Origin of the sequence: Lacticaseibacillus baoqingensis (assembly GCF_003946165.1) — a bacterium.
GTDB lineage: Bacteria > Bacillota > Bacilli > Lactobacillales > Lactobacillaceae > Lacticaseibacillus > Lacticaseibacillus baoqingensis.
The window spans coordinates 24659-51466 of the sequence record NZ_RHOI01000006.1; the positions used below are offsets into that span (position 1 = coordinate 24659).

The following is a 26808-nucleotide window of genomic DNA, read 5'->3' on the forward strand; positions in this document are numbered from 1 at the left end:
ATGGGCAATGCTTTTTTAGGCCGCTTGTTTTGGCAGGCGCAGGCCTAAGCCCCAACCGCAAGCGCCGATCACGGCAAAAAAGGCAAAAGTCACGGCAAAACCAACCGGGGCTTGGCCGCTGAAGGCTTGCACTTGTTGCAATAAGACTGTCGCCACAGCAACGCCTAAAGAGCCTAACAGCTGCCGCGCAGTGGTGGTCACAGCCGTGCCGTCAGACAGCCATTTTTGCGGTAAGGCATTGGCACCAGTGGTGACCGCCGGCATCATCACAAACGCGTTGCCGGCTTCAGTCAGCATCGACAAGGCGATCGCGCCGATCAAAGGCAAGTGCCCGGCAGTGACGGCTAATAATAAGAAGCCGCCAGTGATCAAGCCCATGCCTAACAAGACGACGCGGCGTGGCCCATAAGTGTCCAGCCACTGGCCGGCCCGCGGGTTCAAAATCGCCAACAAGGCGGCAGCAGGCACCAATGACAGCCCTGAAACCAGCGGGGTGACGTGTAAGATGGTTTGAAAGTACAGCGGCATCATGATCGTCGTGACGATCAAGCCGATGTAAGAGATCCCCGTCAGCCAAACTGCCAGATGAAATTGCGGCGTCGCAAAAACGCGCAGCTGCAATAATGGGCGCTTTTGATGCAGCTGCCGCGCGACAAAGCCCCATGCCGCAAGCAAGGCGATAATGGCCAAGCCGATCAGCCACCAACTCAGCCCGTGAGCCGTTGCACTGGATAAAACGTAAAGCAGCGCCGGAAAACTGGCAGCTAAAATCACTGACCACCAATCCAGCCTAGTCGGGGTCAACGGCATCACGTCTTTGATCGTGCGTGTTGAAACGACCAAAACCAACAAGGCAACGATCAAAAATAAGATGAACAATGCCCGCCAGGAAAACCAAGTCAATAAGATGCCAGAAATGATCGGTCCAACTGCTAAAGCCGAGCCCATGACTAACCCAGCAGTGCCCATGACCGCACCGCGTTGGGCTTGCGGCGTGATCGTCAGTAAGACAGTTTGGAAGCTGGGAAAAATGATCCCGACGGCTAAGGCTTCACAAAGCCGGCCGATCAATAATAGCGGGAAGTTTGGGGCCCAGACACATAAGGCAGTGCCTAAAGCAAACAAGCCGACGACGCCTTGGAATAATTTTTGGAAGCCGACATTGGTCAATAGCCATGGCGAAACCGGGATCATGAGGCTCATGACCAGCATAAAGCCGGTCGTCAGCCAAGCAACCGTGCCTGCCCCAAGCCCAAACGCCCGCATGAACGCGGGATAAGCGGTGCTTAAGGCAGATTGGGAAATCGACATGGAAAAAGTGCCCGTCAATAAAGTGGCGATGAATGCTCGCCGTTGATTCGATGCTAAGATAATATCGCCTCCAAAGTACGCCTCTAGAATACGCTTTTTAGCGACAATAGCCAAAATTTGGGGTCACTTGGTTCGATCGCAAATAACGCCGGACGCAAAAAAATCAGCGGGAAAATAGTGGAGATCCGCTGATTTTTTAGGCGAGCTGCGTGGCGCAACGCGCTAGGGCTTGGGGCACTGCCGTCTATCTGGCTTTGCCAGATCGCCGCCAGTACACCCAAGCCTACGCGCTAAAACCGCGCCACTCCGCTCTGTTTATTTTTTGACACGCCAAAGACACGAGCGGTTGCCTGCTCGTGTCCCTGGTGGCTTGCTGGTGGCTGTTTGGCAGTTGCCTGCCGTACAAGACCGCCAGTTCGCGGTTTTTAGTGGTGCGTCATGCTTTGGTGCATCCCGTTTTTGGCCCCCCAAAAGCGGGTGGTGCTGTACAGTTGCCTGTACATTGGAGCGTCCGCCAATCATTTTGTTGCATCCACGCCCGTAGTACGCAGATGCTTCATCGCTAAAGCCACCTAACACGGTGGGGCCATGTTAGGGCTGTGCGCCGCTTTTGATTGCTGGGGTGACGCCGAAGCGACCAGATTTCCCCAGGGAGCAGTGAGGGTCACATCCCATGCGGCCGCATGGGATCCTACTACTTACACGATACCGTGACGATAAGATACCACGGGTTGAAAACGCTGTCAACTGTTTTGGGCAAAATTTATTTTTGGCCAATCTTTTTGCCATGAGCGCTTGCCAACCAGTCGCAGCAGTTGGCAGTTTGGCCTTTAAGGGGTATATTGGTCAACAATCGGAAAATATAGAAGGAGGCGAAATGGATGTTCACATATTGTCCCACTTGTGGCACGAAACTGGTGCCTAAAGCCGCTGGCGATGATGGCGAGATCCCGTATTGCAACCAATGCGAACGCTTTTGGTTTCCTAACTTTGCGGATTGCGTGATCATTTTAGTCGCCAACGCCAAGCATGAGATCGTGTTGGCCAAGATGCCTTATCTGTCTGAGCGTTATGAGTCGCTGATCTCTGGGTATATCAAGCCTGGAGAAAACGTGGAGCAAGCGGCCACTCGCGAGGTCCATGAAGAATTAGGTGTGAGTGTCGATCAGTTGGATTATGCGGGTACTTATTGGCTCCCGCAGCATCAGATGATGATGCACGGCTATATCGCGCTGACCACCGACCAAAAACTGCATTTGTCTGATGAATTAGGGACTGCCAGTTGGGTGCCAGTTGCCGCAGCTCCCGCCCGCATGTGGCCGCCTAGTCCAGAAAACTCGGCACTGGATATCATCCAGTTATACCAAGCCAACTATTGAGCGCCACCAAAAAAGCCGAGTCGTCAGACTCGGCTTTTTTAATGCGGTCAGCGGCGGCGCAGCCATAGCGCTTTGATCCCAGAAAGGATCAACGTTGGCAGTGCCGGCAAGCAGATCACCGCTAGATAAAGGGTGCCGCTTAACGGTGTGGTGCCCATCACCGTATTGAAAAAAGGCATTAACGTTACCAGCAAAGACGCACTGGCGGCAAACGCTACGGCGATCAATAACTTCCCATTGGCAAAGGGATTGCGGTGGAATAAGGTGCGATTGCTGCGGGCGTCAAAGACATGCCAGAGCTGGCCGAAAACCAGGGTCAAAAAGGCGATCGTTTGCGCAGTGGCAGCGGGGTATCCGGCATGAGCCGCCCATAAGAAGGCCAGATAAACCAATGCCCCCATGACGATCCCGCGCCCGAAGATCCGCCCCAGCATACCATGTAAGACTGACTGATCCACATTGCGCGGTGGGCGCTGCATCAAGTCAGCTTCAGGCACGTCATAGCCAAGTGCAAAACTTGGTAAGGCATCTGAGATCATGTTCACCCACAAAACCATCAATGCCGTCAGCACCGGGGTAGTGGCACTGACTTGACCGACTGGCCGCGTCATCAGCACCACCCCAAGCAACAGGGCCAAGACTTCGGCGACATTGGTGGTCAACTCGTGGCGCATGAAATTTTTGATGTTGCCAAAAATCGTGCGGCCGGCTTCAACTGAGCGGGTGATTGTGGTGAACTGATCATCTAATAAGATCAAGTCGGCGGCATCTTTAGTGACTTCAGTGCCGTTGATCCCCATGGCGATGCCGATATCTGCCGCACGCAAGGCCGGGGCGTCGTTGATGCCATCGCCAGTCATGGCCACGACTTCATTATGGCGTTGTAAGGCTTTGACGATCCGCTGTTTGTGCTCAGGACTCACACGTGCATAAACGCGAATAGTAGGGACAAGTTTGAATAAGGTTTCATCGCTCATTTCTTCTAATGCCGCGCCTTGAATCACCGTTGCCTCGGGAGAATCCACGATCCCCAGTTTTAACGCGATCGCCCGGGCAGTGGCGGCATGATCGCCGGTGATCATGACCACAGCAACGCCAGCTTGATGCAAGGTGGCGACGGATGCGCGGACTTCTGGCCGCGGCGGGTCGATGATCCCGGCGATCCCCAATAAGGTCAGTGAGTGTTCAAGTGCTGCTTGTTCGCCGTGTAAGGCCAGGTTTTCATCGATGTCGCGCACCGCCACGGCGATGGTCCGCAAGGCATCATTGGCAAACCCTAAAACCACATTTTCGACCGTTTGCTTCATTGTCTCCAGCGGCTTGAGACCCCCTGCGTCGGCTACTTGCGCAGTGTGCGCTAGGATCACATCTGGGGCCCCTTTAGTCAGCACCTGGTATTGGGCCCCATCTTTGATCACCACGCTCATCATTTTGCGGGTGGAGTCAAACGGTATGACGCGGACGATGTCGATGTCGTGGGTGCCGTTTTTGTCCAGTAAGTGATCGCGGGTGATGCCGGCTTTGTGCCCCATGACCACCAAAGCGACGTCAGTGGGATTGCCATAAGGTTGAAAGATCCCGTCGGCGTCTTCTTGAATCGTCGCTTCATTATTTAAAACGCTGGCAGCCATGAAGCGCTGGTAATCATCGGCGGCAGATTCCGGCGTGATCTCACCTACCGGGTCAAAGCCGCTGCCTTCTACGGCGAAGGCGGCGCCATTGGCCCAAAAACGCGTCACAGTCATTTGGTTTTGCGTCAAGGTGCCGGTTTTATCTGAAGCGATGAAACTGGTGGCACCGAGAGTTTCCACCGCGTTTAGCGATTTGATCAAGCCATTGTTGTGTGCCAGCATGGTGGCGCCGATCGTCAACACGATGGACAAAACCGCCGGCAAAGCGTCAGGGATCGCCGCCACCGCCAAGGCGATCGCAGTGGAAAGCGATTCTGCCACCGCAGTCAAAGATAAGCTGCCAGTGGTTTGATAGGCTTTGAATAACTCTAAGCCTAGGGTCAAAAAGACAATGGCGATGGCCACCGCCATCAAGCGCGTCGTCAACTTGGCAATGGTACGTTCGATCGGGGTCTTTTTAGTCGGCACGCTGGCCAAAAGGTCGGCGATCTTGCCAAGTTCGGTATGCATCCCGGTAGCGACGACCACGCCAATGCCGTTGCCATGAGTGACCATGGACCCAGAGTAGCCCATGTTGGTGCGATCACCGATTTGGGCATCGGCAATGGCATGCGTCTGTTTGCTGACTGGATCCGCTTCACCGGTGAGGTGCGCTTCATTGGTCATGAGTTCGGCAACTTGAAGCCAGCGTACATCCGCTTCGATGAAGTCGCCGGTTTTGACCTTGAGGATGTCACCAGCCACCAGCGCTTTCGCTGGGATCTGCTCCCATTGCCCGTCACGCAAGACCAACGCATGGTGGTCGGCCATGTTTTTTAAGGCGTCGAGTGATTTTTGCGCCGCTTGCGCTTGCCAAAACGACAACCCGGCATTGATCGCGATCAACAGTAAGATCGCAATGCTTTCGTAGATCGCCGCCATACCATGGGCAGGGTCGCCGCCGCCGAAAAAGTCATAAGCGGCGCTGACCCAAGCTAAGCCCACAGCGATCAATAAGATGATCACCAGCGGCTCTTTGAACGTATGGGCAAATTGTCGCCACGCCGGGATCTTTGGCGGTTGAGCTAAGGCGTTTTGGCCCATTTGAGTCAACCGTGCTTGCGCGGCTGCAGCCGTTAAGCCGTGGCGCCGCGAAGTCTCTAATTCAGTTAAAACGGCTTGTTTATGTTGTAAGTGGGGGGATGGCATATAAGTCCTCCTTATGATGACGCAAAGCGCGTATGCTGAGTCAAAGACGCAAAAGGCGCAAGCTTAGGATGGCTTCCTCCCCAGGAAGCCGATCTTGAAGCTTGCGCCCAACCGAATGTCTTTGATTATCATAAGCATAACGAATCGCGAATCGTTGTGTCAAGGCTCAAGGCAGGCCGAAACCAAAGAGGCTGCGAGCTATTCGCAGCCTCTCATTGAAAGAAGGTGGGTTCACGTCCACCCTCCGACGTCGAGAATGCGTTTGACCAAAACGCAACGTCGGAGCATGACCCACCGACTTCGGGATCACAGCCGGTGGTCACACCCTTAGTATACCGAGATTTGCCGAAAATGAAAGCGCTTAGCAAGCGGACAAGCGGAAACTGCGTGGTCTTTCGTTCGTCAGGTGGTACGATTAATGTTCGTGTTTAACGTAATAATTAAATAAACCTTTACCATTTTTCCAGATTATTATATGATAATACCCGTTGTTCCAGAAACAAAGTTCGCTTTTTGGAGGCTAATGGTTTGAAAGAGAAGTTACTGGCTTATTTTGAGATCGAACAGTTGAACACGACGATCCGCCGCGAAGTGCTTGCGGGGTTCACGACGTTCATCTCGATGGCCTATATTTTATTTGTGAATCCGTCCGTACTGGGGGCTTCGGGGATGGATAAAGGCGCGGTGTTCACCGCGACGGCGTTGGCTTCGGCGCTAGGATGCCTATTGATGGGGATCTTGGCAAAGTACCCGATCGCCACGGCACCGGCTTTAGGGATCAATGCGTTTTTTGCTTATTCCGTTTGTATCGGCATGAAGATCCCATGGGAAACCGCATTGGCAGGCGTGTTTGTTGCCAGCTTGATCTTCATTTTGATCACCATCTTCAAGCTGCGCGAGATGATCATCGATGCGATCCCAGCCGATTTGAAGTACGCCATCTCTGGCGGTATCGGGTTGTTCATCGCCTTTTTGGGCTTATCTGATGGCGGCTTGATCGTGGCCAACAAGTCGACTTTAGTGGGCTTGGGGTCGTTGAGCGTCGGCACGACTTGGTTGACGATCTTTGGCTTGATCGTAACGGCGATCTTGATGGTCAAAAAAGTCCCAGGCGGGATCTTCATCGGGATGGTTTTGACTACGATCTTAGGGTTGGTCACCGGATTGATCAAAGCACCCAGCGCGATCATTTCGGCGGCACCATCGTTGAAACCGACGTTTGGCGTGGCGATCCAACATGTTGGTGACATCAACTCGATCCAATTGATCGTGGTCGTCTTGACCTTCTTATTGGTCACTTTTTTTGATACCGCAGGTACTTTAGTCGGATTGGCCAATCAAGCCGGCTTTATGAAGGATAACAAGATGCCGCGTGTCGGCAAGGCTTTGGCTTCTGATTCCACCGCGATGCTGGTGGGTTCTGTCTTAGGGACCAGTCCCGTTGGCGCGTATGTCGAATCCAGCGCCGGCATCGCCGTGGGGGGCCGCAGCGGGTTGACCGCTGTCACCACCGGCATCTTGTTCTTGTTAGGCATGCTGTTTTCACCGCTGTTGGCGGTGGTGACGACGCAAGTGACGGCGCCGGCATTGATCATTGTCGGTGTTTTGATGGCGCAGTCGCTGCGCGAGATCAAGTGGGACGATATGGCCATCGCGATCCCAAGTTTCTTGATCTTGTTAGGGATGCCATTGACCTATAGCATTTCTGATGGGATCGCCTTGGGCTTTATCATGTATCCATTGACCATGTTAGCAGCCAAGCGCGGCAAGGAAGTTTCGCCGATCATGTATGGCTTGTTCTTTGTCTTTATCGGCTTTATGTGGATCTTAAACGCCGGCTGACCACACAATACTGGAATCGGCAACAAAATCAGGGCGTGCGACTTTTAGTCGCACGCCCTGATTGGCGTTTAGTGCTTGCACCTAAGCATATGAGTATTTCCCATGGCCGCTTTAGGCGGGTTGGTGGACGTCATAGTGTAAGGCAGTCAGTTGGCCAAGCGGTTCTACTTGGGTCAAGTGCAAGTCGACATCGCTAATACCGCTGGCCACCAGCGAGATCCCATCACCTAGTAATACCGGGGCAATGGTGATGATCAACTGGTCAACTAAGCCCGCTTTCAATAAGTCGGTGAAGATGTCGGCGCCGCCTACCAGCCAGATGTCTTTGCCTTTTTTGGCTTTGAGCTGGCGGACGAATTCGGGCACGTTGCCTGCGACCACGGTCGTGGGGTCATCGGTGTCGTGCAGGGTCGTGGAAAAGACGTAACTTTCTTTGTCACTGTATGGGTAGCTGCCGGCTAAGCGCAGCGCGCGCTGATATGTTTTGCGGCCCATCAAGACCGTGTCGATGCCTGCATAAAAACGCTGGTAGGCGTCATCGGCTTCCGTGGCGGCGAGTTGGCTCAACCATGCGGTACTGCCATCTGGTTCGGCGATGAAGCCATCAAGACTTTCTGCGAGATACAAGATCACTTTTCGTGCCATATGAACCCCTCACTTTCGTATGAGTTCAGTATATCACAATAATGAAAACGGTATCATACCCGTGACCAGAGATCTTGACTCGCTTGCGCTAAGATGTGCCCGGCCATGGCATGACGGGCTTCATTCAGCCAAAAGCCGGCCTTTAAGTCGAGCAAGGTGTCCAGCGCAAAAACGGTCAAGGTGTAGGCATGATCGGCATTAGGCGGCTGCGGGCCGACGTAGCCGGTGTTGATCAACGAATCAGGATTGTGGGCGAGCTTGCCGGCATTGGCATTGTGACCTTGGACCATGGTCAAAAAGCCGCTGCGGCTGGCATCTTCTGGTACCAGGGTCGTATCGCCAGGGATGTTGGCGGCATTCCAGTGGATCCAAGGAAACCCAGAAACCGGTACGGCGTCAAAGTCGATCAGCCACAGCGCAAAACTCTGGGTACCTGCTGGCGCATCTGTGAGCGTGATCGGAAAACTGCGCTTGGGATAGCCTTGATAGCGATCTGCTTCAGGCGCGTATTTGCCGAATTTATCGGCTAAGAAACCTTGCGTGACAGGAACGGAAATTTGCATTTGATAACGCCTCCTTATAACCTTATTCTAAGGATAGCACAGCTTTGCTTAGGAGGAAGATCATCTTGTATTATGACCAGCACGTCCACACGTATTTCTCGTTTGATTCTGATGCCCAATTTGAAGATTACCTGGCCCAGACCCAGCACCCATTTGTCACGACTGAGCACTTGGAAATGGCCAATCCAGATGAACATGGGCATGACAATAAGCCCGACTATCACGATTATGTTGCGAAGCTGGAGGCATTGCACGCCAAGTACCCCAACCAGCTGCTGCGCGGGATCGAAGTGGGTTATTATGCGCCGAAACTCGATGATATCTATGCTTATTTGGATCACAACCGCTATGACTTGATCTTGTTGAGCTTCCACCATAATGGCGAATATGATTTCCAAGATGACCACTTCAAGACCGTCGACAAAAAGACCCTCGTGCAAAATTATTATCAAACCATGCTGGCAGGCGTGCGCCGCTTTGATGGGGCCGATGTGTTAGCCCATTTTGAATACGGGTTGCGCGTGGTTTCCGTGACCCCGACTGAACTTGCTGCTTGGGCGCGGCCGACGATCCAAGCGATCTTTCGGGAAGTGATCGCCAAGCATATGGCTTTGGAATTGAACACGAAATCGATGTATCTGTGGCATGATGCAGCGTTGTATGACTTGGTGATCCCATGGTATCAAGCGCTTGGCGGGCGGTTGTTTACCTTAGGCAGTGACGCGCATGTGCCAGAAGCGTTCCAAATGGAATTTGCCCAGGCGAAAGCATTCTTACACGCGCATCACATCACGCAATTGGCCACTTACCAAGACCATCAGCCGACCATGGTCGAATTTTAACCGGAAGCATTCACAAGAATTGAAGGAATCGATATGTATACAATCACAGATCCACAATTGAAGGCGCTTTTTGATCAAGTGCAATCAGGGTACACGATGCCCATCACGATCCAAGTCAGCGGTGAAGCCAGCGGTCAGCTCTTGCACAGCCAATCGCGCGAAGTACTGCAACCAGATGGCACCTTAGTCATCGAGATCACCGATACGACCGATGTGGCGTATACCTTGAGCCATGAATTATTGCATATGCTTTATGCTGCGAGCGGCTATCCGCAGCTGCAATATCATTTGCTGACTGGGACGCCAGAGTTAGACCGGCAGCATTATGCCACCGCCACGGCCTTATCCAGTGCAGCCCTGCACCTGCTGGTGGCGCAATGGCAACGCGAAAACGGCTTCTTAGGCGCTGATCAAAGCGCGCAGTTGCAAGCAGGCTTTGCTGCCGTCTTAACGCCAGAACCCCAAGCCGGCGATCAGCTGTTGATCTACCGCAGCTTATCGTTGTTTGATCATATGACCTTGTTTGCTGCCGGCGGGGATGCGACCCAGCGTGCGCAATGGCAGCAGCGCTTCCCGCGAGCGTATCCGCTGGCAGCGGCGTTATATGCAACTTTGACGACCAAGCCGAACGACTCGCCGTTTGCATATCGGCGCGCAGTGGTCAACTTGTTTGGCCGCTTTAACGCGTTGATCGCGGCGGTGGGGTATGCGCCGTTGAATAATGCCGAATTTGCTACGGTACCGCCAGTTTTGTCCAAGCGCCAGCTGCGCTTAGCGTTGAATCAAGTCTTTGAACTCAAGCACAGCGCCTATCGAGATCAAGCCACCAAGCAATTAGCTTATGTCGCATTAGGCAAAGGCGATGGGCAAAACGCCTTTGTGCTGCCTTTGAAAGAAACAACGCCTGAAGCTTTCCAGCAATTGTACCAAGAGCCGCTAGGAGCGGTATTGGATCAATATCATATCGATTATACGGTGCGGGCATAACAGGAGGGTAATATGTTTGATCTGAAAAAAGCACTCGCTTGCGCCCAACATGTGACCTTCATGACCGGCGCTGGCGTTTCAACGGCTTCTGGGATCCCGGATTACCGCAGCAAAGGCGGCTTGTACGCCGATTCCCAACGCCCGGAATATGCCTTATCTGCGGATAATCTGGCGGCGCATCATGACGCTTTTCACGAGTGGGTGGTCAAGAACATGTACCATCCAGCCGCCAAGCCGAATGTGATCCATCGCGTCATGGCGGCGATCACCAATGAAAAAGGGACGATCGTCACCCAAAATGTCGACGGTCTTGACCGTCAAGCCGGCGCTGAGCATGTGGTGGAGTTTCATGGCAACTTGTATCGGCTGTATTGCCAAACATGTCATCAAGCGATCGACTATCATGATTATCTCAAATCAGACATTCATTCAGCAGATGGCGGGGTGATCCGCCCAGATATCGTCTTATATGGTGAGCCGATCGCCAGTGAGGTGCTGCAAGCGGCGGTGAAGGCGATCCAGCAAGCGGACTTGTTGATCGTCGTCGGCACCAGCTTTGTCGTTTATCCCTTTGCCGGGTTGATCCAATATGCTGATCCTAAAGCCACGCTGGCAGCGGTGAATAAGGAGCCATTAGAGCTGCCGCTGGGGGCGCATATGGTGTTAGGCGATGCGACTCAGGTGTTTGCGGATCTGGCTTGAACTTATTGGGGGGCGCTTTTAAGGAGAACGGAGGATACGATGTCAAAAAATCGCGTCGAAGCGTTCACTGATGGGGTGATCGCGATCATCATCACGATCATGGTGTTGGAATTGCGCCCGCCAGCTGGCGGGAGCTTTCAGGCCTTATGGGATCTCAGGTTTCAGTTTTTGATCTATTTGGTCAGCTTTATTACCTTGGCCGTTTATTGGAATAATCATCATCACCTGTTTCAAGTCGTCAAGCATGTTGATGGCGCAGTGTTATGGGCGAATGTGGCGTTTTTGTTTGCGGTGTCGCTGTTCCCTTTTGCCACGGCATGGGTCGGCGAGCGCCACTTGAAAAGTATCGCCCCGGAACTGTTTTATGGTGGAGTCGTGTTATTAGCGGACATCACCTATTATCTGCTGGTGCAATGCTTGTTGCGGGTGAATACGAAATCAGATGCCATCAGCCATGTCTTAGGCCGCGGTTATCGCAAGCCTTTGATCACCATCGCCGGCAACGTTTTGGCGTTAGGCTTAGGCTGGTGGTGGGCACCGTTGACGATCATCGTCGATACCTTGTTGTTATTGGTATGGGTGGTGCCGGAACGCCGCATTGAACAACACTTATCACATTAAGGAGGCAATTATGACTCGTACAGTAGGCATCATCGGGATCGGGCACGTCGGGGTCACAACCGCGTACACCATGGTCACCAAAGGTTTAGCTGATCGCTTGATCTTGATCGACAAACAAGCTGACCGCGCTGCCGCAGAGGCTTTGGACCTTGCCGATGCGCAAGCGGGATTACCGACATTTACCCAGCTGATCGTCAATGACTATGCGGCTTTAGCAGACGCTGAAGTCGTGATTTTTGCCGCTGGGGATATCAGTCAAGTGGCTGCCGGCGGTGATCGCAATGGTGAAATCGCCAGCACTAAGCTGGCCATTGATGAGGTCGCGCCGCAATTAGCCCAAAGCGGTTTTGCCGGGGTATTGATCGACATCTCCAACCCTTGCGACGTGGCGGTCAACTATTGGCAGCAGCTGTTAGGCTGGAAGCGCCAGCGGATCTTGGGGACCGGGACCGGTTTAGATACTTACCGCATGCGCCGAGCGGTGGCGGAAAAACTTGGGGTCAACCTTGCCGACGTGCGCGGGTATAATCTAGGCGAACACGGTGCCTCACAATTTACCGCGTGGTCGACCGTTTATATCAACAGCACCGCGATCACAGCATATGGCGCGCTGGATTATGCGGCCTTGGCCGAAGCATCGCGGCAAGGCGGCTGGCAGATCTTCAAGACCAAGCATTATACCAATTACGGAATCGCCACCATCGCCTGTGAAATGGCTGCGGCGGTGATCAGTGATGCGCGGCGCGTTTTTCCTTGCGCATGCTGGGATGAAACGGCAGGCATCAGCATCGGCCACCCGGCAATGCTGGGCCGAGCCGGGGTCTTGAGCAATCCTGAGTTGGCGTTGACAGCCGCTGAAAAGACGCAGTACCAGCACTCAGCGGCGACGATCAAGGCCAACCTCGCGACGATGCAAGCCTTGCCTTAATATTAACGAATTATTAGAGCCAAACGTAAAATATTATCATATTATTTGACATTTTACTAACCATTTGATACCCAATATGCTAATATGTGGATGTAATTTACGTCTGCGAATATTGGGGGAACAATTAATGAAAAAAACAACTTGGCTTTTACTTGCCGCTGCGGTGGGTTTGTTGACCGTACCAGCAACCTTGACCCATGCGGCCGATGATACCGCAACAAAGACCTCAACGGCGCAATTCGGGGCTTCGGCTGGGACCTTGACACTCGATAAGGTCCCAGATCTGCATTTTGATGACGTGGCTGTTGGAGACTTGATCGCCAAAGCTAATGATCTTTCGCTGCAAGGCGGGGCGGTTTCGGACTTGCCCAACGCAGCGGATGGGGATGCGGATCTGACGGTGCAAGTGACCGATAACCGTGGGACCAATGCCGGTTGGACCTTGAGCGCGCAAGCGGGTCAGTTTGTGTTTGGCACCGACACCACCTCTACGGCCAGCGACTTGAATGTTTCCGGCTTGAAGTTTGACACAGTCTCCAATACGTCGACGGGTTCGGCGGCCAATGCCTTTGACACCGCTGATTCGATCACGACAGGCGCCACAGTGTGGGCTGCAGATGCGACTAACGTTGGGTCTGGGGTCAACACCGCTGAAGTTTCTGCTGCGACCTTATCTTTGGCTAAGTCGCCAAGAGCAAAGGCTGGGACCTATCGGGCACCGATCACTTGGACGCTGACGACCGGCCCTGATGGCACCGCAGATGGCGCTGGTAACTAGTAATGAGGAATGACCAAACGGCCAGCGACGTTCGTCACTGGCCGTTTGTGGCTGAATGAGATGATGGGGGAAGCATGCGAAGAGTTTATTGGTGGCTGTTAGGCGCCTTCGTCGCGTTAACAGTATTGATGGTGCCGAATACCGTGCAGGCGGCTAACGGGGCGAGTTTTACCGTTGAACCGACGCTGACGGCGCAGCAAGTCGGCGGCAATACCGGGTATTTCAATATGAAGCTGGCGCCAAACCAGCAAAACACACTCAAAGTGACGATCACGAATCTGACGGCCAAGCCGAAGACAGTACGTGTGGTACCAACCAATGCCGGGACTTCTGCTGGCGGCCAGCTGAGTTACGATCCAGGCATGCCGCGTGATGATTCTGCGGCGTATCGCTTCACGGCGTTGTTGGTCAACCGCCAGGCGCAAACCGTCAAGTTAGCCCCGAATGCAGCCAAGCAAGTCACATACACGGTGAAAATGCCGGCTAAACCGGTCACCGGGCAGATCCTCGGGGGCTTGCATGTGCAAGACACTGCCGACTATGCCCAGCCAGGCACCGGCGTAGCGATCGTCAATCGCTTTGCGATGGTGGTAGCGGTGCAGCTGCAGTCGACTGCGACCATGGTCGCCCCTGATTTGAAGCTTTTGACGGTCAAACCGGGGGTCCAAAGCAATCGCGCGGCGATTTTAGCCAAGCTGCAAAACCCGCAGCCGCGGTTGTTCAACCACCTCAAAATCGTGGCCAAAGTGACGCCGCGCGGTCAAGCTGATCCCGTGGTAAAGCGCACCAGCAACAACTTATCCATGGCCCCGAACTCGCATTTTACTTATGGGATCTACAGTGATCAGGCCTTGACGGCAGGCAAGTACACCTTGATACTGAAGGCAACGGCCCATCAATGGCACTGGCAATTCAAGCGCCACTTCACGATCACCGCGCAACAAGCTGCCACGACCAACCGTAAAGCCCATCTGAAAGTTGAACGCCACATACCATGGACGCTGATCATTATTGGGGCTTTAGTGGTGGTGATCTTGGTCTTGTTGGTGCTTTTGTTGAAGCGCCGCCGCAGTCCTCAAGACTAAGCGCGAGCGCGCAGCGACACTTGCCAAAAGGAGGCAGAAGCCAATGAAACAGTTGCATATTAAGACGCTTGGCATCTGGCTGCTACTGGTCTTAGGCCTGGCGGGGATCATTGCGCCGGTATTGCCGGTCCATGCCGATATCGCCGGCAGCATCACGCCGCCTAGTATTCAAACGGTGCCTGCTGGCAGTGAGGAAAATTTCTTGAAGCCGGCAGCCACTGGCGGGGCGAATCAATTCACGTCACCGCTTAACTGGATGGCGACCACCAGTACCTTGCCAGACGGGCAATATGCGGTCAAAGTCTCTGGGCAAAGTGTCACCGTGAAGGCGGCATTTAATTATCAAGGGACCGGGGATCCTTATTATCAGACAGTTTGGTATCAACCAGGCGCGCCTTTGCAAATGTCTGGTACCGGGCCTGTGCAAGGCTCAGCCGTTTTGAGTAATGCGATGCCGCTTGATTTTGGCAGTACCGACTACAAAAATATCCAATATAAGCTGACCGCTCCTGACGTTACGAAGCCGACTTGGGTCTATTTCCAAGTCAGGATCCATGACGGTGCAGGGAATCCTCAAGCGTATACGCCATCGACGATTTTCCCGATGCTGGTGTTGCCGACGAACTTTCAATTGGGTGTGACGCTTTCACCGCGAGTGGTTTTCCCCGGCAGTACGATCACGGCACAACTCAATAATGGCAACTTGCCAGCCAACGTCGTGCCCAGCTTGAGCACAACTGCGACTAATGGAGCTGGCAGTTGGTCGCAAAATACGTTTACTGCCACTGGCGCCGGTGTGGTCCAAGCGATGTACGCATTCTCTTTACCGGTGCCGATACCAGTCAATGGCGCGTCGCCAACAACGTATTTACAAAGTGGTACCGCTTATATCGGCCAAATCGATGATCAAACGGTCGAAGCAGGCAGCGATGCCGCCTTCAAGATCGTCTTGCCCAGCGGGTTGACCGCACAAAACATTCGTTGGACCCTGGCTGGGGCTAGTGTCACCGGCAACAGCACCACAATGACCGTGCCCAAGGTCAAAGCCAGTCAAGATAAGGCCTTGGTAACGGCGACGATGGATGTGGCCAAAGGCGGTACCGTGATCCAACAAAATGTTGTCGGGACGGCACATTTGTATATCAAACAACCGCCGCTGGCGGTCAAGGTCGCTTCGCCGCTGCTCTTTAGCGGCGACAAGGTAGATAGCGACTCACAAGTCACTACCGCCAGTGCTACTTATCAAGGCGCACCTGCGACTGGGGTCACTTGGTCTGTGGATGATCCGTCTTTAGCGACGGTGAATGCGACGACCGGTGTTTTGACGGCTAATCCTAATGGGAAAACCGGCACCGTGATGGTCACTGGGAAAAAGACCACTGATGGGACGGCTGTCAGCCAGTCAGTACCAGTCACCATCGGGCACTTGCCTGACTTACAACCATTGGCAGCCGGCGATTCCTTCACCTTGACGGCGCCGCCAGCGCCAGCAGGGAGCAATTGGACGTATCAATGGCAACAGTCGACCACCAGCGGCAATGCTTGGCAAAACCTCGCTAATGGGACAGGAGCGGCTTATACCGCCACTGCCCAAGCAGCAGATGACCAAACACAGTATCGAGTCGCGGTGACGACGGCGGCTGGCAATGTTGTCAAAAGCAACCCGACGACTTTGACTGTGAATGCGGCGGGATTGAACTTGTTGCAAGTGCCTGATTTTACGTTCAAAGTCGCACAGCCAGGCCAAACCGCGGCGCAAATGAGCGATCCCACAGTGGCAGATCTGATCACCGGGAAATATTCCGGTACAGCTAGTATCACCGATCCGGCGGTATTCAATAAGTGGCTGTTAGCGACTGCTCCTGCCACAGTGATGGTCAGCGATTCCCGCGGGCCTAATGCGACGTTTTCGCTGGCGGTGGCCTTAGCGCCATTCAAAAACGGCAGTAGTTATTTGAATGGCGCAGCCGGCGGCAGTGCAACGTTGTCTTTGAATTGGGCGAATGCCCAAGGACAAATGCAAGAAGCACAGATCAAAGACGACAACGTGCCAGTCACTGCCCTTGACCAAGTCAGCGTGAACCCCACGACTGGCCGGATGAGCTTGCCGCTTGAGCCATTATTGGCTACTGGTAAGGCGCCGCAGGCAAAGGCGGGCCAATACCATTCAGCCGTCACTTGGACGGTCACAGCCGGCCCTAGCGGCGATTAAACCGCATGTGCAAATTCAAAGGACCGCCAAGGATGATCTAAGTTTTAGATCATCCTTGGCGGTCCTTTTTAGTGAAAAAAAGTGCCCCCTCTAACTTAGAGGGAGCAACATTAAGGGGTATAACCTCGCCGAATGCGGCATCATTCGGCAAGGGGCTGGTAAGTGTAAGTGTTTGAGCAGGAAGCGGTGCAGCCAGTGCAATACCCCTAAGGTGGGCTTGCTTCGCTTTGGTATCGGTGAGCTGCGCAAGCCAACGGGGTGGTGTATAAAGCATCGCGCCACGCCATGGCTGGCGCCATAACGCGTCACGCTGTTTTATACTCACCCCTAAGAGCGGCTTGCTCCGCTTTGGGTTTTCGTCGAGCTGCGTGGCGCAACGGCATTGCGCATAAGTCGTCTCGGGCACGCGATGGCGTTGCCACCACGCACCCAAGCCGTCTTATGCACATGCCTAAAAGCGCGCCACTCCGCTCTGGGTTTTCGTCGAGCTGCGCAAGCCAACGCGATTGCGGGTAAGTCATCCCGGTCACGCCGCGTGCCGCGACGCACCCAAGCTGCCTTACCCACATCGCTAAGAGCGGCTTGCTCCGCTCTGGGTTTTGGTTAGGCTTTGGCTTGTTCTGCGATCATGGCTTCTTCGGCTTCTTTAGTCACGATCGCATTGGTGGTTTCTTTGTCGAAGAAGTGCGCTTTGTTGACGTCAAAGCCCATCTTGACCTTTTCACCAGGGTTGTGGAAGTCACGAGCGTCAACAGTAGCGACAAAGTCGGTGCCGTCGACTGTGGCATAAAGCTGTGAGGTGGCACCCATCAATTCGGAAACCGTCACCACGGAGTCGATGGTTTGTTCTGGCCAGGTTTCCAAGAAGGCTTGTTCGGTGTGGATGTCTTCAGGACGGATCCCCAAGGTGATGTCTTTGTCGTTGTAACCGCGGTCGTTCAAGATCTTGGCGCGGCCTTCAGGGATCGCGATGTTCAAACCTTTACCATCAGAAATACGGCTGTCTTTGTAGTGGACTTCCATGAAGTTCATGGCTGGCGAACCCATGAACCCGGCCACGAACTGGTTGCGAGGGTTGTCATAAACTTCAGCTGGGGTACCAATTTGTTGGACTTTACCAACAGACATGACGACCACCCGATCAGCCATGGTCATCGCTTCAGTCTGGTCATGGGTCACGTAGATGGTCGTGGTGTTCAAACGCCGGTGGAGCTTGGCGATTTCGGCACGCATGGAAACCCGCAATTTGGCATCCAAGTTAGACAGCGGTTCGTCCATCAAGAAGATCGGTGCATCCCGCACGATCGCCCGGCCTAAGGCAACACGCTGGCGTTGACCACCAGACAAGTCAGCGGGCTTGCGGCTCAAAAATTCTGTCAAGCCCAAGATCTCAGCGGCTTCATCGACCCGCTTTTTGATGTCGGACTTTTCATATTTGCGCAGCTTCAACCCAAAGGCCATGTTATCGAACACGGTCATATGTGGATACAGCGCATAGTTTTGGAACACCATCGCGATATCACGATCCTTTGGCGCCACGTCGTTCATGACCTTGTCGCCGATCTTTAATTCACCTTTCGTGATATCTTCCAGCCCGGCGATCATCCGCAAAGTCGTGGACTTCCCACAACCAGAAGGACCGACGAAGACGATGAATTCCTTGTCTTGAACGTGCAGATTGAAGTCCATCACAGAGTCGTGATCGGCATGGGGATACTTTTTATAAATGTGTTCCAGGTTGATTTGTACCATATTTTCCACTCCCATCGTGATTTAACAAGTTCATTGTAATTGAAAGCGCTTTTGTAGGCATGTGTCAATGTGCACAAAATCTCGCCAGGATTTTTGCCAACATGCACAAAAAAGGTGATGTGATAGAATCAAGGCGGGTGATGAACCCATTATTCATGGAAGGTGGTCGTGATCTTGGTTAAAGCGTATACCATTGTGTTGGTGCAGACCCCAGTCGGTTATTTGTTGATCAATCGGGCTAAGCCCCCGTATCAAGGATTGTGGAATGGCTTGGGCGGGAAAGTTGAACCTAACGAAACGCCAAGTGCCGGGGCGATCCGTGAGGTGGCGGAAGAATGTGGCCTAGTGTTGCCAGCTGTCACGGCTTGCGGCTTGGTCCATTGGCTGGTAGATGACCGCTTGCAAGGGGAGTTGTACTTGTTTAGCGGTGTTAGCACCAGCATGCCGTCATTACCGCAAGCCACGCGTGAAGGGGTCTTGGCCGCGTTTGATCGCCAATGGCTGACCGCTTCGCAAAATCAGGGTCTGGTGCCGGATCTGGCAGCGATGCTGCCGCTGTTTTGGGCGGGGCAAGCAGGGGAATATCTGTCGCATTTTGCCGGGGAGCGCTTTTTAGGTTTGGAGCAGGTGGCCAATGATTGAAGTCGGCGTCACGGCCATTGCGGATCATCCCGAACTGGCCGCTAATGGCAAAACCAGTACGCTGGCTGATCTGACGGCACATTTTCCGATCATCGAAATCGACACGAGCTTTTACGCCTTGCCCAAGCTTGCTGTGGTCCAGCGCTGGCAGCAGCAGGTACCGCTTCGGTGTCGTTTCATCATCAAAGCCAGCCAGTATATGACCTTGCACAAAGTCGATCCACATGTGGATGTCGTGGCGCAATTCACGGCACTGAAACGGGCGGTGGCGCCGTTAGTGGCGAGCAAACAGTTGGCGGCTATCTTGTTTCAGCTGCCGCCTTTTTTTGGCGTCACGCCAGCGAACAGTCGGTATTTAGACCGCGTGCGGGAGTTGTTTCCGGAGCTGCCGATCGCCGTGGAGTTGCGCAATAACGGCTGGTACCTGCCGGCATATCGGCAAGCCACACTGGCACAATTACGGCGCTTGCGCATGATCCATGTCGTGGTCGACGAGCCGCAAACCCCTGCCGGCAGTGTGCCAATGGTGGCTGAAGCGACGCATCCGGATTTAACGATCATGCGGCTGCATGGGCGTAATTTTGCCGGCTGGCAAGAAAAAAGCCGCCAGTGGCGCAGCCAGCGCACCAATTATCGGTACTCCCCGGAAGCACTCCATGAATTAGGCCAAGTCGCCCGGCAATTGGCCAGCCGGGATGTGGCGGTGATCTTCAATAATAATGGCGGCGGGGATGCAGCGGCCAATGCGTTAGCGTTTATCGCCCAAGAACAATTACACTACACCGGGCTGGGACCAGAACAATTGGACTTGTTTTAGCCATTAAACCCAGTGGCGTCCTATGCTATACTAAAAGCTATCTAGACACTTATTAAAGTGCAAAACTGAGAATGCTGCAGGAGGCACATGCAAAATGGCAAAACCAACGTTCTACGTGACGACACCGATCTACTATCCGAGTGGTAAGTTGCACATCGGTAACGCGTATTCGACGATCGCGGCAGACGTGATCGCCCGCTACAAGCGCCTGATGGGCTACGACGTCTTTTTCTTGACTGGGACTGACGAACACGGCTTGAAGATCGAACAAAAGGCTGATGCACTCGGCATCACCCCACAAGCCTACGTTGACGGTATGGTCGCGCAGATCAAGTCGCTGTGGCAATTGCTTGAGATCACCAATGACAAGTTCATTCGCACCACCGATGAAGAGCATGTCAAGGCGGTCCAAAAAATCGTTGAGCGGTTGATCAAACAAGGGGATGTCTACTTAGGCGAATATACCGGCTGGTATTCGGTTGAAGATGAAGAATACTTCACCGAACCGCAGTTGGCAGAAGTCTATCGAGACAAAGACGGCAAGGTCATCGGCGGCAAGGCCCCATCTGGCCATGAAGTGCAGCTGGTCAAAGAAGAGAGTTACTTCTTCCGGATGAGCAAGTATGCCGATCGCTTGTTGCAATACTATGATGAGCATCCTGACTTCATTCAGCCGGCGTCGCGCAAGAATGAAATGATCAACAATTTCATCAAGCCGGGTCTAGAAGATCTGGCGATGAGCCGCACCAGCTTCAACTGGGGCGTGCCGGTACCCGAAAATCCTAAGCATGTGGTTTATGTGTGGGTCGATGCCTTGCTCAACTACATCACCGCATTAGGCTATGGCTCTGAAAACCATGACTTGTTTGATAAATATTGGCCGGCTGACATCCAATTGATCGGTAAGGAAATCGTCCGGTTCCACACGATTTATTGGCCGATCATGTTGATGGCTTTGGGCTTGCCGATCCCTAAGAAGATCTACGGCCATGGCTGGCTGGTCATGAAAGACGGCAAGATGTCCAAGTCCAAAGGCAATGCGATCTATCCAGAAATGCTGGTGGAACGCTATGGGCTTGACGCATTACGGTATTACTTGATGCGCGCCATCCCGTTTGGCAACGATGGGATCTTCACTCCAGAAGACTTTATCGATCGGATCAACTTCGATTTGGCTAATGACTTAGGGAACTTGTTGAACCGCACGATCGCCATGATCAATAAGTATGTTGGCGGCCGCTTGCCAGCGCTAAAAGCAGAACAAACCCCCTTTGATGCCCAGCTGGAAGCCACTGCCAAAGACGTCATCAGTCAGTACAACGGCTTGATGGACAACTTGCAGTTTTCCGATGCCATGGATGCCACTTGGAAGCTCGTCTCCCGCGCCAACAAGTACATCGATGAAACTGAACCTTGGAACCTGGCCAAAGAGCCGGCTAAAGCGCCGCAATTGGCCAGCGTCATGGCGCATTTGGCGGAAAGCCTGCGCTTGATCGCCTTGCTGGTCCAACCGGTGATGACCCATGCGCCAAAGCAGATCTTCGGGCAATTAGGCTTAGATGATCAAGATGAAAGTCAAGAGACGCTTGAATGGGGGCATCTGCCAGCAGGCGCACAAGTGGTGGCTAAAGGCACCCCGATCTTCCCACGGCTTGATGTGGAAGCAGAAGTCGCTTGGATCAAGGCGCAAATGACCCCGCCAAAGAAGCAGGCGGTCGTCAAAGAAGCAGACTGCAAAGCTGAAATCGACTTTGCGGCGTTTGACCAATCTGAGATCCGGGTCGCTGAGATCTTGAGTGTCGAAAAGGTCAAAGGCGCTGATAAGCTGTTGAAGTTTACCTTGGATGCCGGAGACGAAGGGACCCGCCAGATCCTTAGCGGGATCGCCAAGTACTACCCGCATTTTGAGGAACTCAAAGGCAAGAAAGTGATGGCCGTCGTCAACCTCAAGCCGCGCAAGCTGCGGGGAGAAATGTCTGAAGGCATGTTGTTGAGTGCCGAAGATGCCAAGGGTGCGGTCAAATTAGTGATCGTCCCGAATGAATTGGAAAACGGCAGTTTGATCGGCTAAGTGGTCAAAGTAGGTGCGTCAGCAAATGACGCGCCTATTTTTTTGCGCTTGGCTCGATGGCAGCTTTTATGCCGCTATTTTCCCCAAAAAGCGCCTGATCGCAAACCAAACAGCCCAAATGCGCGACATGAGGTCAGCTTAGCTGCCACGACAACCAAATATAAGGCAGAAAAGCTGACGTCTAACATATCGGCGCAAGGACCTGGTAGCCTGCATCTGCCTAAATAATTGTGCATTTCACTTAAACACGACGATTTTTCATCCTATAGGTCTTGCAAAATAAGAATTCAATGAGTAAACTCGATGTTATACTCACAATTTTCTAAAACTTCTAGAGGTGAACGGGAATGCGGCACAATACGAAAACGATGTATGATCCAGAGTTCGAACATGCCGCCTGTGGCATGGGCTTCATCACCCAGATCGATGGTCATGCGTCACACGCGTTGATCGAGCGGGCGTTGGTCATGTTGCGGCGGATGAATCATCGCGGCGGGACCGGTTCTGAACCTGATACAGGTGATGGTGCCGGGATCTTGATGGCAATGCCAGACACATTCTTCCGTAATTATGCGGAGGAACAGGATTTTGAGTTGCCTAAAGCCGGCGATTACGCGGTAGGGATGTTCTTCTTGCCACAAGCCGAAGAAGGCAAAAATGCCATGACCAAGGCGCTGACCCAAGAGGTCACGCAGCGCGGATTTGATGTGCTCGCTTGGCGGGCAGTGCCGTATGTCTACGAAAGCTGCGGCCCAACTGCGCAACAAGTGATGCCAAGTTTTGTCCAAGTGATCTTGGCCAAGCCGGCAGCCGTCGCTTCTGGGCGTGAATTTGAAGATGCGCTGTTCAAGCTGCGCCGCCATTTGGAAAAGACCTTTGCGGCCAACGATTTTACCATCGTCAGCTTGTCCAGCCGGACATTATGTTACAAAGGGATGCTTCACGCTTATCAAGTCGGCGAATTTTACCCCGATTTGCATGACGACACGATGCAAAGTGCGATCGCACTGATCCATTCCCGTTTCTCGACGAATACCTTCCCAAGCTGGGATCGGGCCCAACCTTTCCGTTTTCTTGCCCATAATGGCGAGATCAACACCTTGAAGGGTGCGGAAAACTGGATGGCCAGCCACAACATTCCAGTGTATGACGAAGATGATTCCGACTCAGCAAAGTTGGAAAACTGCATGGAATACCTTTACCGTCATGGTCGCGATATTCCGCAAGCTTTGTTGATGATGATGCCTGAAGCTTGGGGCGATGGCACCGGCATCGACGATAAGCAGCGGGCTTTTGATGAATACAATGCCAGCTTTATGGCGCCTTGGGATGGTCCGGCGGCGATTTGTTACACCGATGGCTTGCAAGTGGGCGCGGCTTTGGATCGTAACGGCTTGCGGCCGTCACGCTATTTGCTGACCAAAGATAATATCATGGTCGTGGCGTCTGAATCTGGTGTTTATGACGTCGCGCCTGAAGATCTGGTGGATAAAGGGATCTTAGGCCCTGCCCAGATGATCTTAGTGGATACCACTGAAGGCAAGGTTTATCATACTGAAGACATCAAGCAAAAATATGCCACCGCGCACCCTTATCAAGAATGGCTGGATGACAATCAGCTGACCTTAGACCAAGTGCCAGATGTCGATGTTCAAGAAGCCTTGACCGATGACAGCCTGCAAACTTTGTGGCGCCGGCATGGCTATACCGAAGACATTATTCAAGATGCGATCATTCCGATGGCGAAAAAAGGCGAAGAACCGATCATTTCGATGGGGTTTGATTCTCCGCTGGCAGTGTTGTCAGACAAGCCGCAGTCATTGTTTACTTATTTCAAACAACAATTTGCCCAAGTCACTAACCCGCCGATCGATGCGATCCGGGAACAATTAGTGATCGGCACAGAAGTCTTTATCGGTCCAGATGCGGATGTCGCCGCAGATACCCCAGCCAATGCCAAGAAGGTCAAGCTGGCCAGTCCGATGTTGACCACCCCAGAATTTGAGAAGCTGCGGCGTTTGGACACCAATGGGTTCAAGGCCGTTGAACTATCGGTTTGCTATGCCAAATCCGATCGCCAACACCGCTTGCAACAAGCGCTTGACGATTTGTTCCGGGCGGCAGAAGCAGCCGTTGATGCCGGCAAGAACCTGTTGATCTTAACGGATCGCGATGCCGGCAAGTCCAAGTTGGTGATGCCGATCCTTTTGGCAGTTTCCGGCTTGAATAATTACTTGGTGCGCAAAGGCAAGCGCGGGTTAGCATCGATCGTGGTGGATACCGGCGAAGCGTGTGAAGTGCATCATTATGCCGCTTTGCTTGGCTATGGGGCCAGTGCGATCCATCCGTATGGCGTTTATGCTACGTTGAAGGCCTACCATATGGGGGATGCGCTGGAGACTTATCGTCATGCCAGTGAAAAAGGCATCATCAAGATCATGAGCCGGATGGGGATCTCCACGATCACCGGTTATCAAGGCGCACAGTTGTTTGAAGCGGTGGGCTTGGCGAGTCATGTTGTTGAAGAATACTTCACCGGTACCCAAAGCCGGATCGGCGGGATCGATCTTGATCAAATCGAAGATGAATACTTAGCTCGTTATGAACGGGCATTTGGGGCAAAAGCCAAATATGACTTGCCAAGCGGCGGGAGCTTCAAATACCGCGCAGAAGGCGAGCACCATTTGTACAACCCCAAGACCATGTACAAGTTCCAACGGGCAGTGCGCCTAGGCGACTACAAGCTGTACCAAGAGTATGCGCATGAAATGCATGCTGAAGAGCTGTCCAACCCGACCACGCTGCGTTCGCAATGGCACATTCATGCTGATCGGCCAAGTGTCCCATTAGCAGAAGTTGAACCGGTTTCGGCAATCGTCAAGCGGTTCAAGTCCGGGGCGATGTCTTATGGGTCGATTTCAGAAGAAGCGCATACCACGATCGCAGAAGCGATGAACCGCCTTGGCGGCAAGTCCAACTGTGGTGAAGGCGGCGAACCGCGTTGGCGGTTCAAGCCGCAAGCAGACGGGCGCAACTTGAACTCTAAGATCAAGCAAGTGGCCTCGGCACGTTTTGGGGTCAACACCGAGTATTTGATGTATGCCGAAGAGATCCAGATCAAAGTCGCACAAGGGGCTAAGCCTGGGGAAGGCGGCCAGCTGCCAGGGACCAAAAACTTCCCTTGGGTCGCTGAAGTCCGTGGTTCTGTGCCTGGGGTACGGTTGATCTCCCCGCCGCCTCATCATGATATCTATTCGATCGAAGACTTGAAGCAATTGATCTTTGACCTTAAGCAAGTGAATCCGAAAGCGGCGATCACCGTGAAGCTGGTGTCTTCCACTGGCGTCGGGACCATCGCCACTGGGGTCGTCAAAGCCGGTGCGGATAAAGTCGTGATCTCTGGATACGACGGCGGTACTGGGGCCGCACCGCGCAACTCGGTGCGTGATGCCGGGCTGCCATGGGAAATGGGCTTATCTGAAGCCCATCAAACCCTGGCCATGAATCACCTGCGGCAGCGCGCTACGCTGGAAACCGATGGCAAGCTGATGTCTGGCCGCGATGTGGCCATTGCGATCATGTTAGGTGCCGAAGAGTTTTCCTTTGCGTCTTTGGTGTTGGTTTCGGTCGGGTGTATCATGATGCGGGTCTGCAGCTTGAACACTTGCCCGACTGGGATCGCCACACAAAATCCGGCTTTGCGGAAGTTCTTCATCGGCACGCCGGAAAACGTAATCAACTGCATGCAGTTTATTGCCGAAGACTTGCGTGAAGAAATGGCACGTTTGGGCTATCGTACCGTGGATGAAATGGTCGGTCATGTGGAACATCTGGTCCCGCGCTTCACGGCCAAAGGCAAGGCCAAGACGCTTGATTTTTCCCGGATGCTTGGGCATACCTATGGCATTCAGCGCAAGATCAAAGACCCGTTCCAGCCAGATGATGAGATCCCTGCTTTGAACGCATTTGCGGCTAGTGCCGTGAATAACGATGAAAAAACGGTCATCAAAGGCCAGATCAACAACATCGATCGTGCTGCTGGGACCCGGATTTCCGGATGGTTGGCAAAGCGTTTTGCCGATGCTGATCTGCCAGATGATCGCTTGACCTACGAATACACCGGTGTCGCTGGCCAAAGCTTTGGGGCATTTGCCGCCAAAGGCTTGACCTTGCGTTTGACTGGTGAAGCCAATGACTATGTCGGCAAAGGCTTGTCAGGCGGCCGCTTGATCGTGCAAGCACCGCCAACAGCGGCCACGCTGTACAGTAATGCGCCGATCGTCGGTAATGTGGCGTGCTTTGGCGCGACTAGCGGGGAAGCTTACTTCAACGGCCGTGCCGGTGAGCGCTTTTGTGTCCGTAATTCCGGTGCTGACGTCGTCGTTGAAGGCATTGGGGATCACGGTTGTGAATATATGACCGGCGGCCACGTGGCGATCTTAGGCCCAACTGGGCGCAACTTTGGTGCCGGGATGTCTGGCGGGGTCGCATATGTGTATGACCCTGACCATCAATTAAAAGCGCATTGCAATATGGACATGATCGAGTTGTTCAAGCTGGGCGAAACCGGCGACGATCAACTGTTGCATGACATGTTAGTCCGGCATGCACGCTATACCAACTCCGCTAAAGCCATCGAATTGCTGGCCAGCTGGGATGACGCGCAAAAGGATTTCGTCAAGGTCTACCCGAAAGAGTTCCATCGGATGAATGATCTGATGAGTGCACTGGCGGCTAAAGGGGTGGCCAAAGAGCAGCTGGAACAAGCGGCGTTTGACAGTGTGATGGGCCCGCAGCCAACCGTCAAGTAGT

General features: G+C 53.3%; 19 protein-coding genes. 14 read left to right on the forward strand and 5 right to left on the reverse strand.

Features of this window, described 5'->3' with window-relative positions; genetic code table 11:
• Positions 1 to 15: 15 nt before the first annotated feature.
• Positions 16 to 1371 (reverse strand): MFS transporter, encoded by a 1356-nt coding sequence (locus tag EKM91_RS03575; protein ID WP_274379972.1) that lies wholly within the window; start codon positions 1369 to 1371, stop codon positions 16 to 18.
• A gap of 821 nt (positions 1372 to 2192) precedes the next feature.
• Here EKM91_RS03575 and EKM91_RS03580 point away from each other — a divergent pair.
• Positions 2193 to 2690, forward strand: a complete 498-nt coding sequence (locus EKM91_RS03580) for an NUDIX domain-containing protein (RefSeq protein WP_125749854.1) — start codon at positions 2193 to 2195, stop codon at positions 2688 to 2690.
• A 47-nt stretch (positions 2691 to 2737) separates the two neighbouring features.
• Here EKM91_RS03580 and EKM91_RS03585 read toward each other — a convergent pair whose 3' ends face one another.
• On the reverse strand, positions 2738 to 5509 hold the full coding sequence (locus tag EKM91_RS03585; RefSeq protein ID WP_125749857.1) for a cation-translocating P-type ATPase: 2772 nt from the start codon (positions 5507 to 5509) through the stop codon (positions 2738 to 2740).
• 528 nt (positions 5510 to 6037) lie between these two features.
• Between EKM91_RS03585 and EKM91_RS03590 the strand changes: the two genes are divergently transcribed.
• On the forward strand, positions 6038 to 7351 hold the full coding sequence (locus EKM91_RS03590) for an NCS2 family permease (RefSeq protein ID WP_125749860.1): 1314 nt from the start codon (positions 6038 to 6040) through the stop codon (positions 7349 to 7351).
• A gap of 111 nt (positions 7352 to 7462) precedes the next feature.
• On the opposite strand, the gene EKM91_RS03595 is transcribed toward EKM91_RS03590, so the two are convergent.
• Positions 7463 to 7996 carry a dihydrofolate reductase family protein gene (locus EKM91_RS03595; RefSeq protein WP_125749863.1) on the reverse strand — a complete coding sequence of 178 codons (534 nt, stop codon included), beginning with the start codon at positions 7994 to 7996 and terminating at the stop codon, positions 7463 to 7465.
• 53 nt (positions 7997 to 8049) lie between these two features.
• Positions 8050 to 8559 carry a YbhB/YbcL family Raf kinase inhibitor-like protein gene (locus EKM91_RS03600; protein WP_125749866.1) on the reverse strand — a complete coding sequence of 170 codons (510 nt, stop codon included), beginning with the start codon at positions 8557 to 8559 and terminating at the stop codon, positions 8050 to 8052.
• Between the two features lie 62 nt (positions 8560 to 8621).
• Between EKM91_RS03600 and EKM91_RS03605 the strand changes: the two genes are divergently transcribed.
• The 8 genes from EKM91_RS03605 to EKM91_RS03640 all read left to right on the forward strand — a co-directional run bounded on the left by EKM91_RS03605 (position 8622) and on the right by EKM91_RS03640 (position 16714).
• Complete coding sequence (locus EKM91_RS03605; protein ID WP_125750090.1) at positions 8622 to 9401, forward strand: PHP domain-containing protein; 780 nt, start codon at positions 8622 to 8624, stop codon at positions 9399 to 9401.
• Between the two features lie 33 nt (positions 9402 to 9434).
• Positions 9435 to 10388, forward strand: a complete 954-nt coding sequence (locus EKM91_RS03610; protein ID WP_125749869.1) for a hypothetical protein — start codon at positions 9435 to 9437, stop codon at positions 10386 to 10388.
• Positions 10389 to 10400: 12 nt separating this feature from the next.
• Complete coding sequence (locus EKM91_RS03615) at positions 10401 to 11090, forward strand: NAD-dependent protein deacylase (RefSeq protein ID WP_125749872.1); 690 nt, start codon at positions 10401 to 10403, stop codon at positions 11088 to 11090.
• Between the two features lie 39 nt (positions 11091 to 11129).
• A complete protein-coding gene (locus EKM91_RS03620) occupies positions 11130 to 11711 on the forward strand; it encodes a TMEM175 family protein (RefSeq protein WP_125749875.1) in 582 nt (193 codons plus the stop codon).
• Between the two features lie 10 nt (positions 11712 to 11721).
• A complete protein-coding gene (locus EKM91_RS03625) occupies positions 11722 to 12639 on the forward strand; it encodes a lactate/malate family dehydrogenase (protein ID WP_125749878.1) in 918 nt (305 codons plus the stop codon).
• A 127-nt stretch (positions 12640 to 12766) separates the two neighbouring features.
• Positions 12767 to 13417: a WxL domain-containing protein gene (locus EKM91_RS03630; RefSeq protein WP_164508436.1), complete on the forward strand. Its 651-nt coding sequence runs from the start codon at positions 12767 to 12769 to the stop codon at positions 13415 to 13417.
• 74 nt (positions 13418 to 13491) lie between these two features.
• Positions 13492 to 14502 carry a WxLIP family cell surface protein gene (locus tag EKM91_RS03635; RefSeq protein WP_125749883.1) on the forward strand — a complete coding sequence of 337 codons (1011 nt, stop codon included), beginning with the start codon at positions 13492 to 13494 and terminating at the stop codon, positions 14500 to 14502.
• 43 nt (positions 14503 to 14545) lie between these two features.
• Positions 14546 to 16714: a hypothetical protein gene (locus tag EKM91_RS03640; RefSeq protein ID WP_125749886.1), complete on the forward strand. Its 2169-nt coding sequence runs from the start codon at positions 14546 to 14548 to the stop codon at positions 16712 to 16714.
• Between the two features lie 603 nt (positions 16715 to 17317).
• Here the strand turns inward: EKM91_RS03640 and EKM91_RS03645 are convergent.
• Positions 17318 to 18466 (reverse strand): ABC transporter ATP-binding protein, encoded by a 1149-nt coding sequence (locus EKM91_RS03645; protein ID WP_125749889.1) that lies wholly within the window; start codon positions 18464 to 18466, stop codon positions 17318 to 17320.
• 174 nt (positions 18467 to 18640) lie between these two features.
• On the opposite strand from EKM91_RS03645, the gene EKM91_RS03650 reads away from it, so the two are divergent.
• The 4 genes from EKM91_RS03650 to gltB all read left to right on the forward strand — a co-directional run bounded on the left by EKM91_RS03650 (position 18641) and on the right by gltB (position 26807).
• A complete protein-coding gene (locus EKM91_RS03650; protein ID WP_125749892.1) occupies positions 18641 to 19108 on the forward strand; it encodes an NUDIX domain-containing protein in 468 nt (155 codons plus the stop codon).
• Positions 19101 to 19925 (forward strand): DUF72 domain-containing protein, encoded by an 825-nt coding sequence (locus tag EKM91_RS03655; protein ID WP_125749896.1) that lies wholly within the window; start codon positions 19101 to 19103, stop codon positions 19923 to 19925. The genes EKM91_RS03650 and EKM91_RS03655 overlap by 8 nt, the downstream gene beginning before the upstream one ends.
• Positions 19926 to 20019: 94 nt before the next feature.
• The gene (metG, locus tag EKM91_RS03660) at positions 20020 to 21996 is read left to right on the forward strand and encodes a methionine--tRNA ligase (protein ID WP_125749899.1); all 1977 of its coding nucleotides are present in this window, start codon (positions 20020 to 20022) and stop codon (positions 21994 to 21996) included.
• 347 nt (positions 21997 to 22343) lie between these two features.
• On the forward strand, positions 22344 to 26807 hold the full coding sequence (gltB, locus tag EKM91_RS03665) for a glutamate synthase large subunit (protein WP_125749903.1): 4464 nt from the start codon (positions 22344 to 22346) through the stop codon (positions 26805 to 26807).
• Position 26808: the final 1 nt, after the last annotated feature.

Coding starts and splice junctions, on each gene's coding strand:
- gltB (WP_125749903.1), top strand. CDS start 22,344: ATGCGGCACAATACGAAAACGATGTATGATCCAGAGTTCGAACATGCC.
- EKM91_RS03630 (WP_164508436.1), top strand. CDS start 12,767: ATGAAAAAAACAACTTGGCTTTTACTTGCCGCTGCGGTGGGTTTGTTG.
- metG (WP_125749899.1), top strand. CDS start 20,020: ATGGCAAAACCAACGTTCTACGTGACGACACCGATCTACTATCCGAGT.
- EKM91_RS03635 (WP_125749883.1), top strand. CDS start 13,492: ATGCGAAGAGTTTATTGGTGGCTGTTAGGCGCCTTCGTCGCGTTAACA.
- EKM91_RS03645 (WP_125749889.1), bottom strand. CDS start 18,466: ATGGTACAAATCAACCTGGAACACATTTATAAAAAGTATCCCCATGCC.
- EKM91_RS03600 (WP_125749866.1), bottom strand. CDS start 8,559: ATGCAAATTTCCGTTCCTGTCACGCAAGGTTTCTTAGCCGATAAATTC.
- EKM91_RS03615 (WP_125749872.1), top strand. CDS start 10,401: ATGTTTGATCTGAAAAAAGCACTCGCTTGCGCCCAACATGTGACCTTC.
- EKM91_RS03625 (WP_125749878.1), top strand. CDS start 11,722: ATGACTCGTACAGTAGGCATCATCGGGATCGGGCACGTCGGGGTCACA.
- EKM91_RS03640 (WP_125749886.1), top strand. CDS start 14,546: ATGAAACAGTTGCATATTAAGACGCTTGGCATCTGGCTGCTACTGGTC.
- EKM91_RS03620 (WP_125749875.1), top strand. CDS start 11,130: ATGTCAAAAAATCGCGTCGAAGCGTTCACTGATGGGGTGATCGCGATC.
- EKM91_RS03580 (WP_125749854.1), top strand. CDS start 2,193: ATGTTCACATATTGTCCCACTTGTGGCACGAAACTGGTGCCTAAAGCC.
- EKM91_RS03585 (WP_125749857.1), bottom strand. CDS start 5,509: ATGCCATCCCCCCACTTACAACATAAACAAGCCGTTTTAACTGAATTA.
- EKM91_RS03595 (WP_125749863.1), bottom strand. CDS start 7,996: ATGGCACGAAAAGTGATCTTGTATCTCGCAGAAAGTCTTGATGGCTTC.
- EKM91_RS03610 (WP_125749869.1), top strand. CDS start 9,435: ATGTATACAATCACAGATCCACAATTGAAGGCGCTTTTTGATCAAGTG.
- EKM91_RS03655 (WP_125749896.1), top strand. CDS start 19,101: ATGATTGAAGTCGGCGTCACGGCCATTGCGGATCATCCCGAACTGGCC.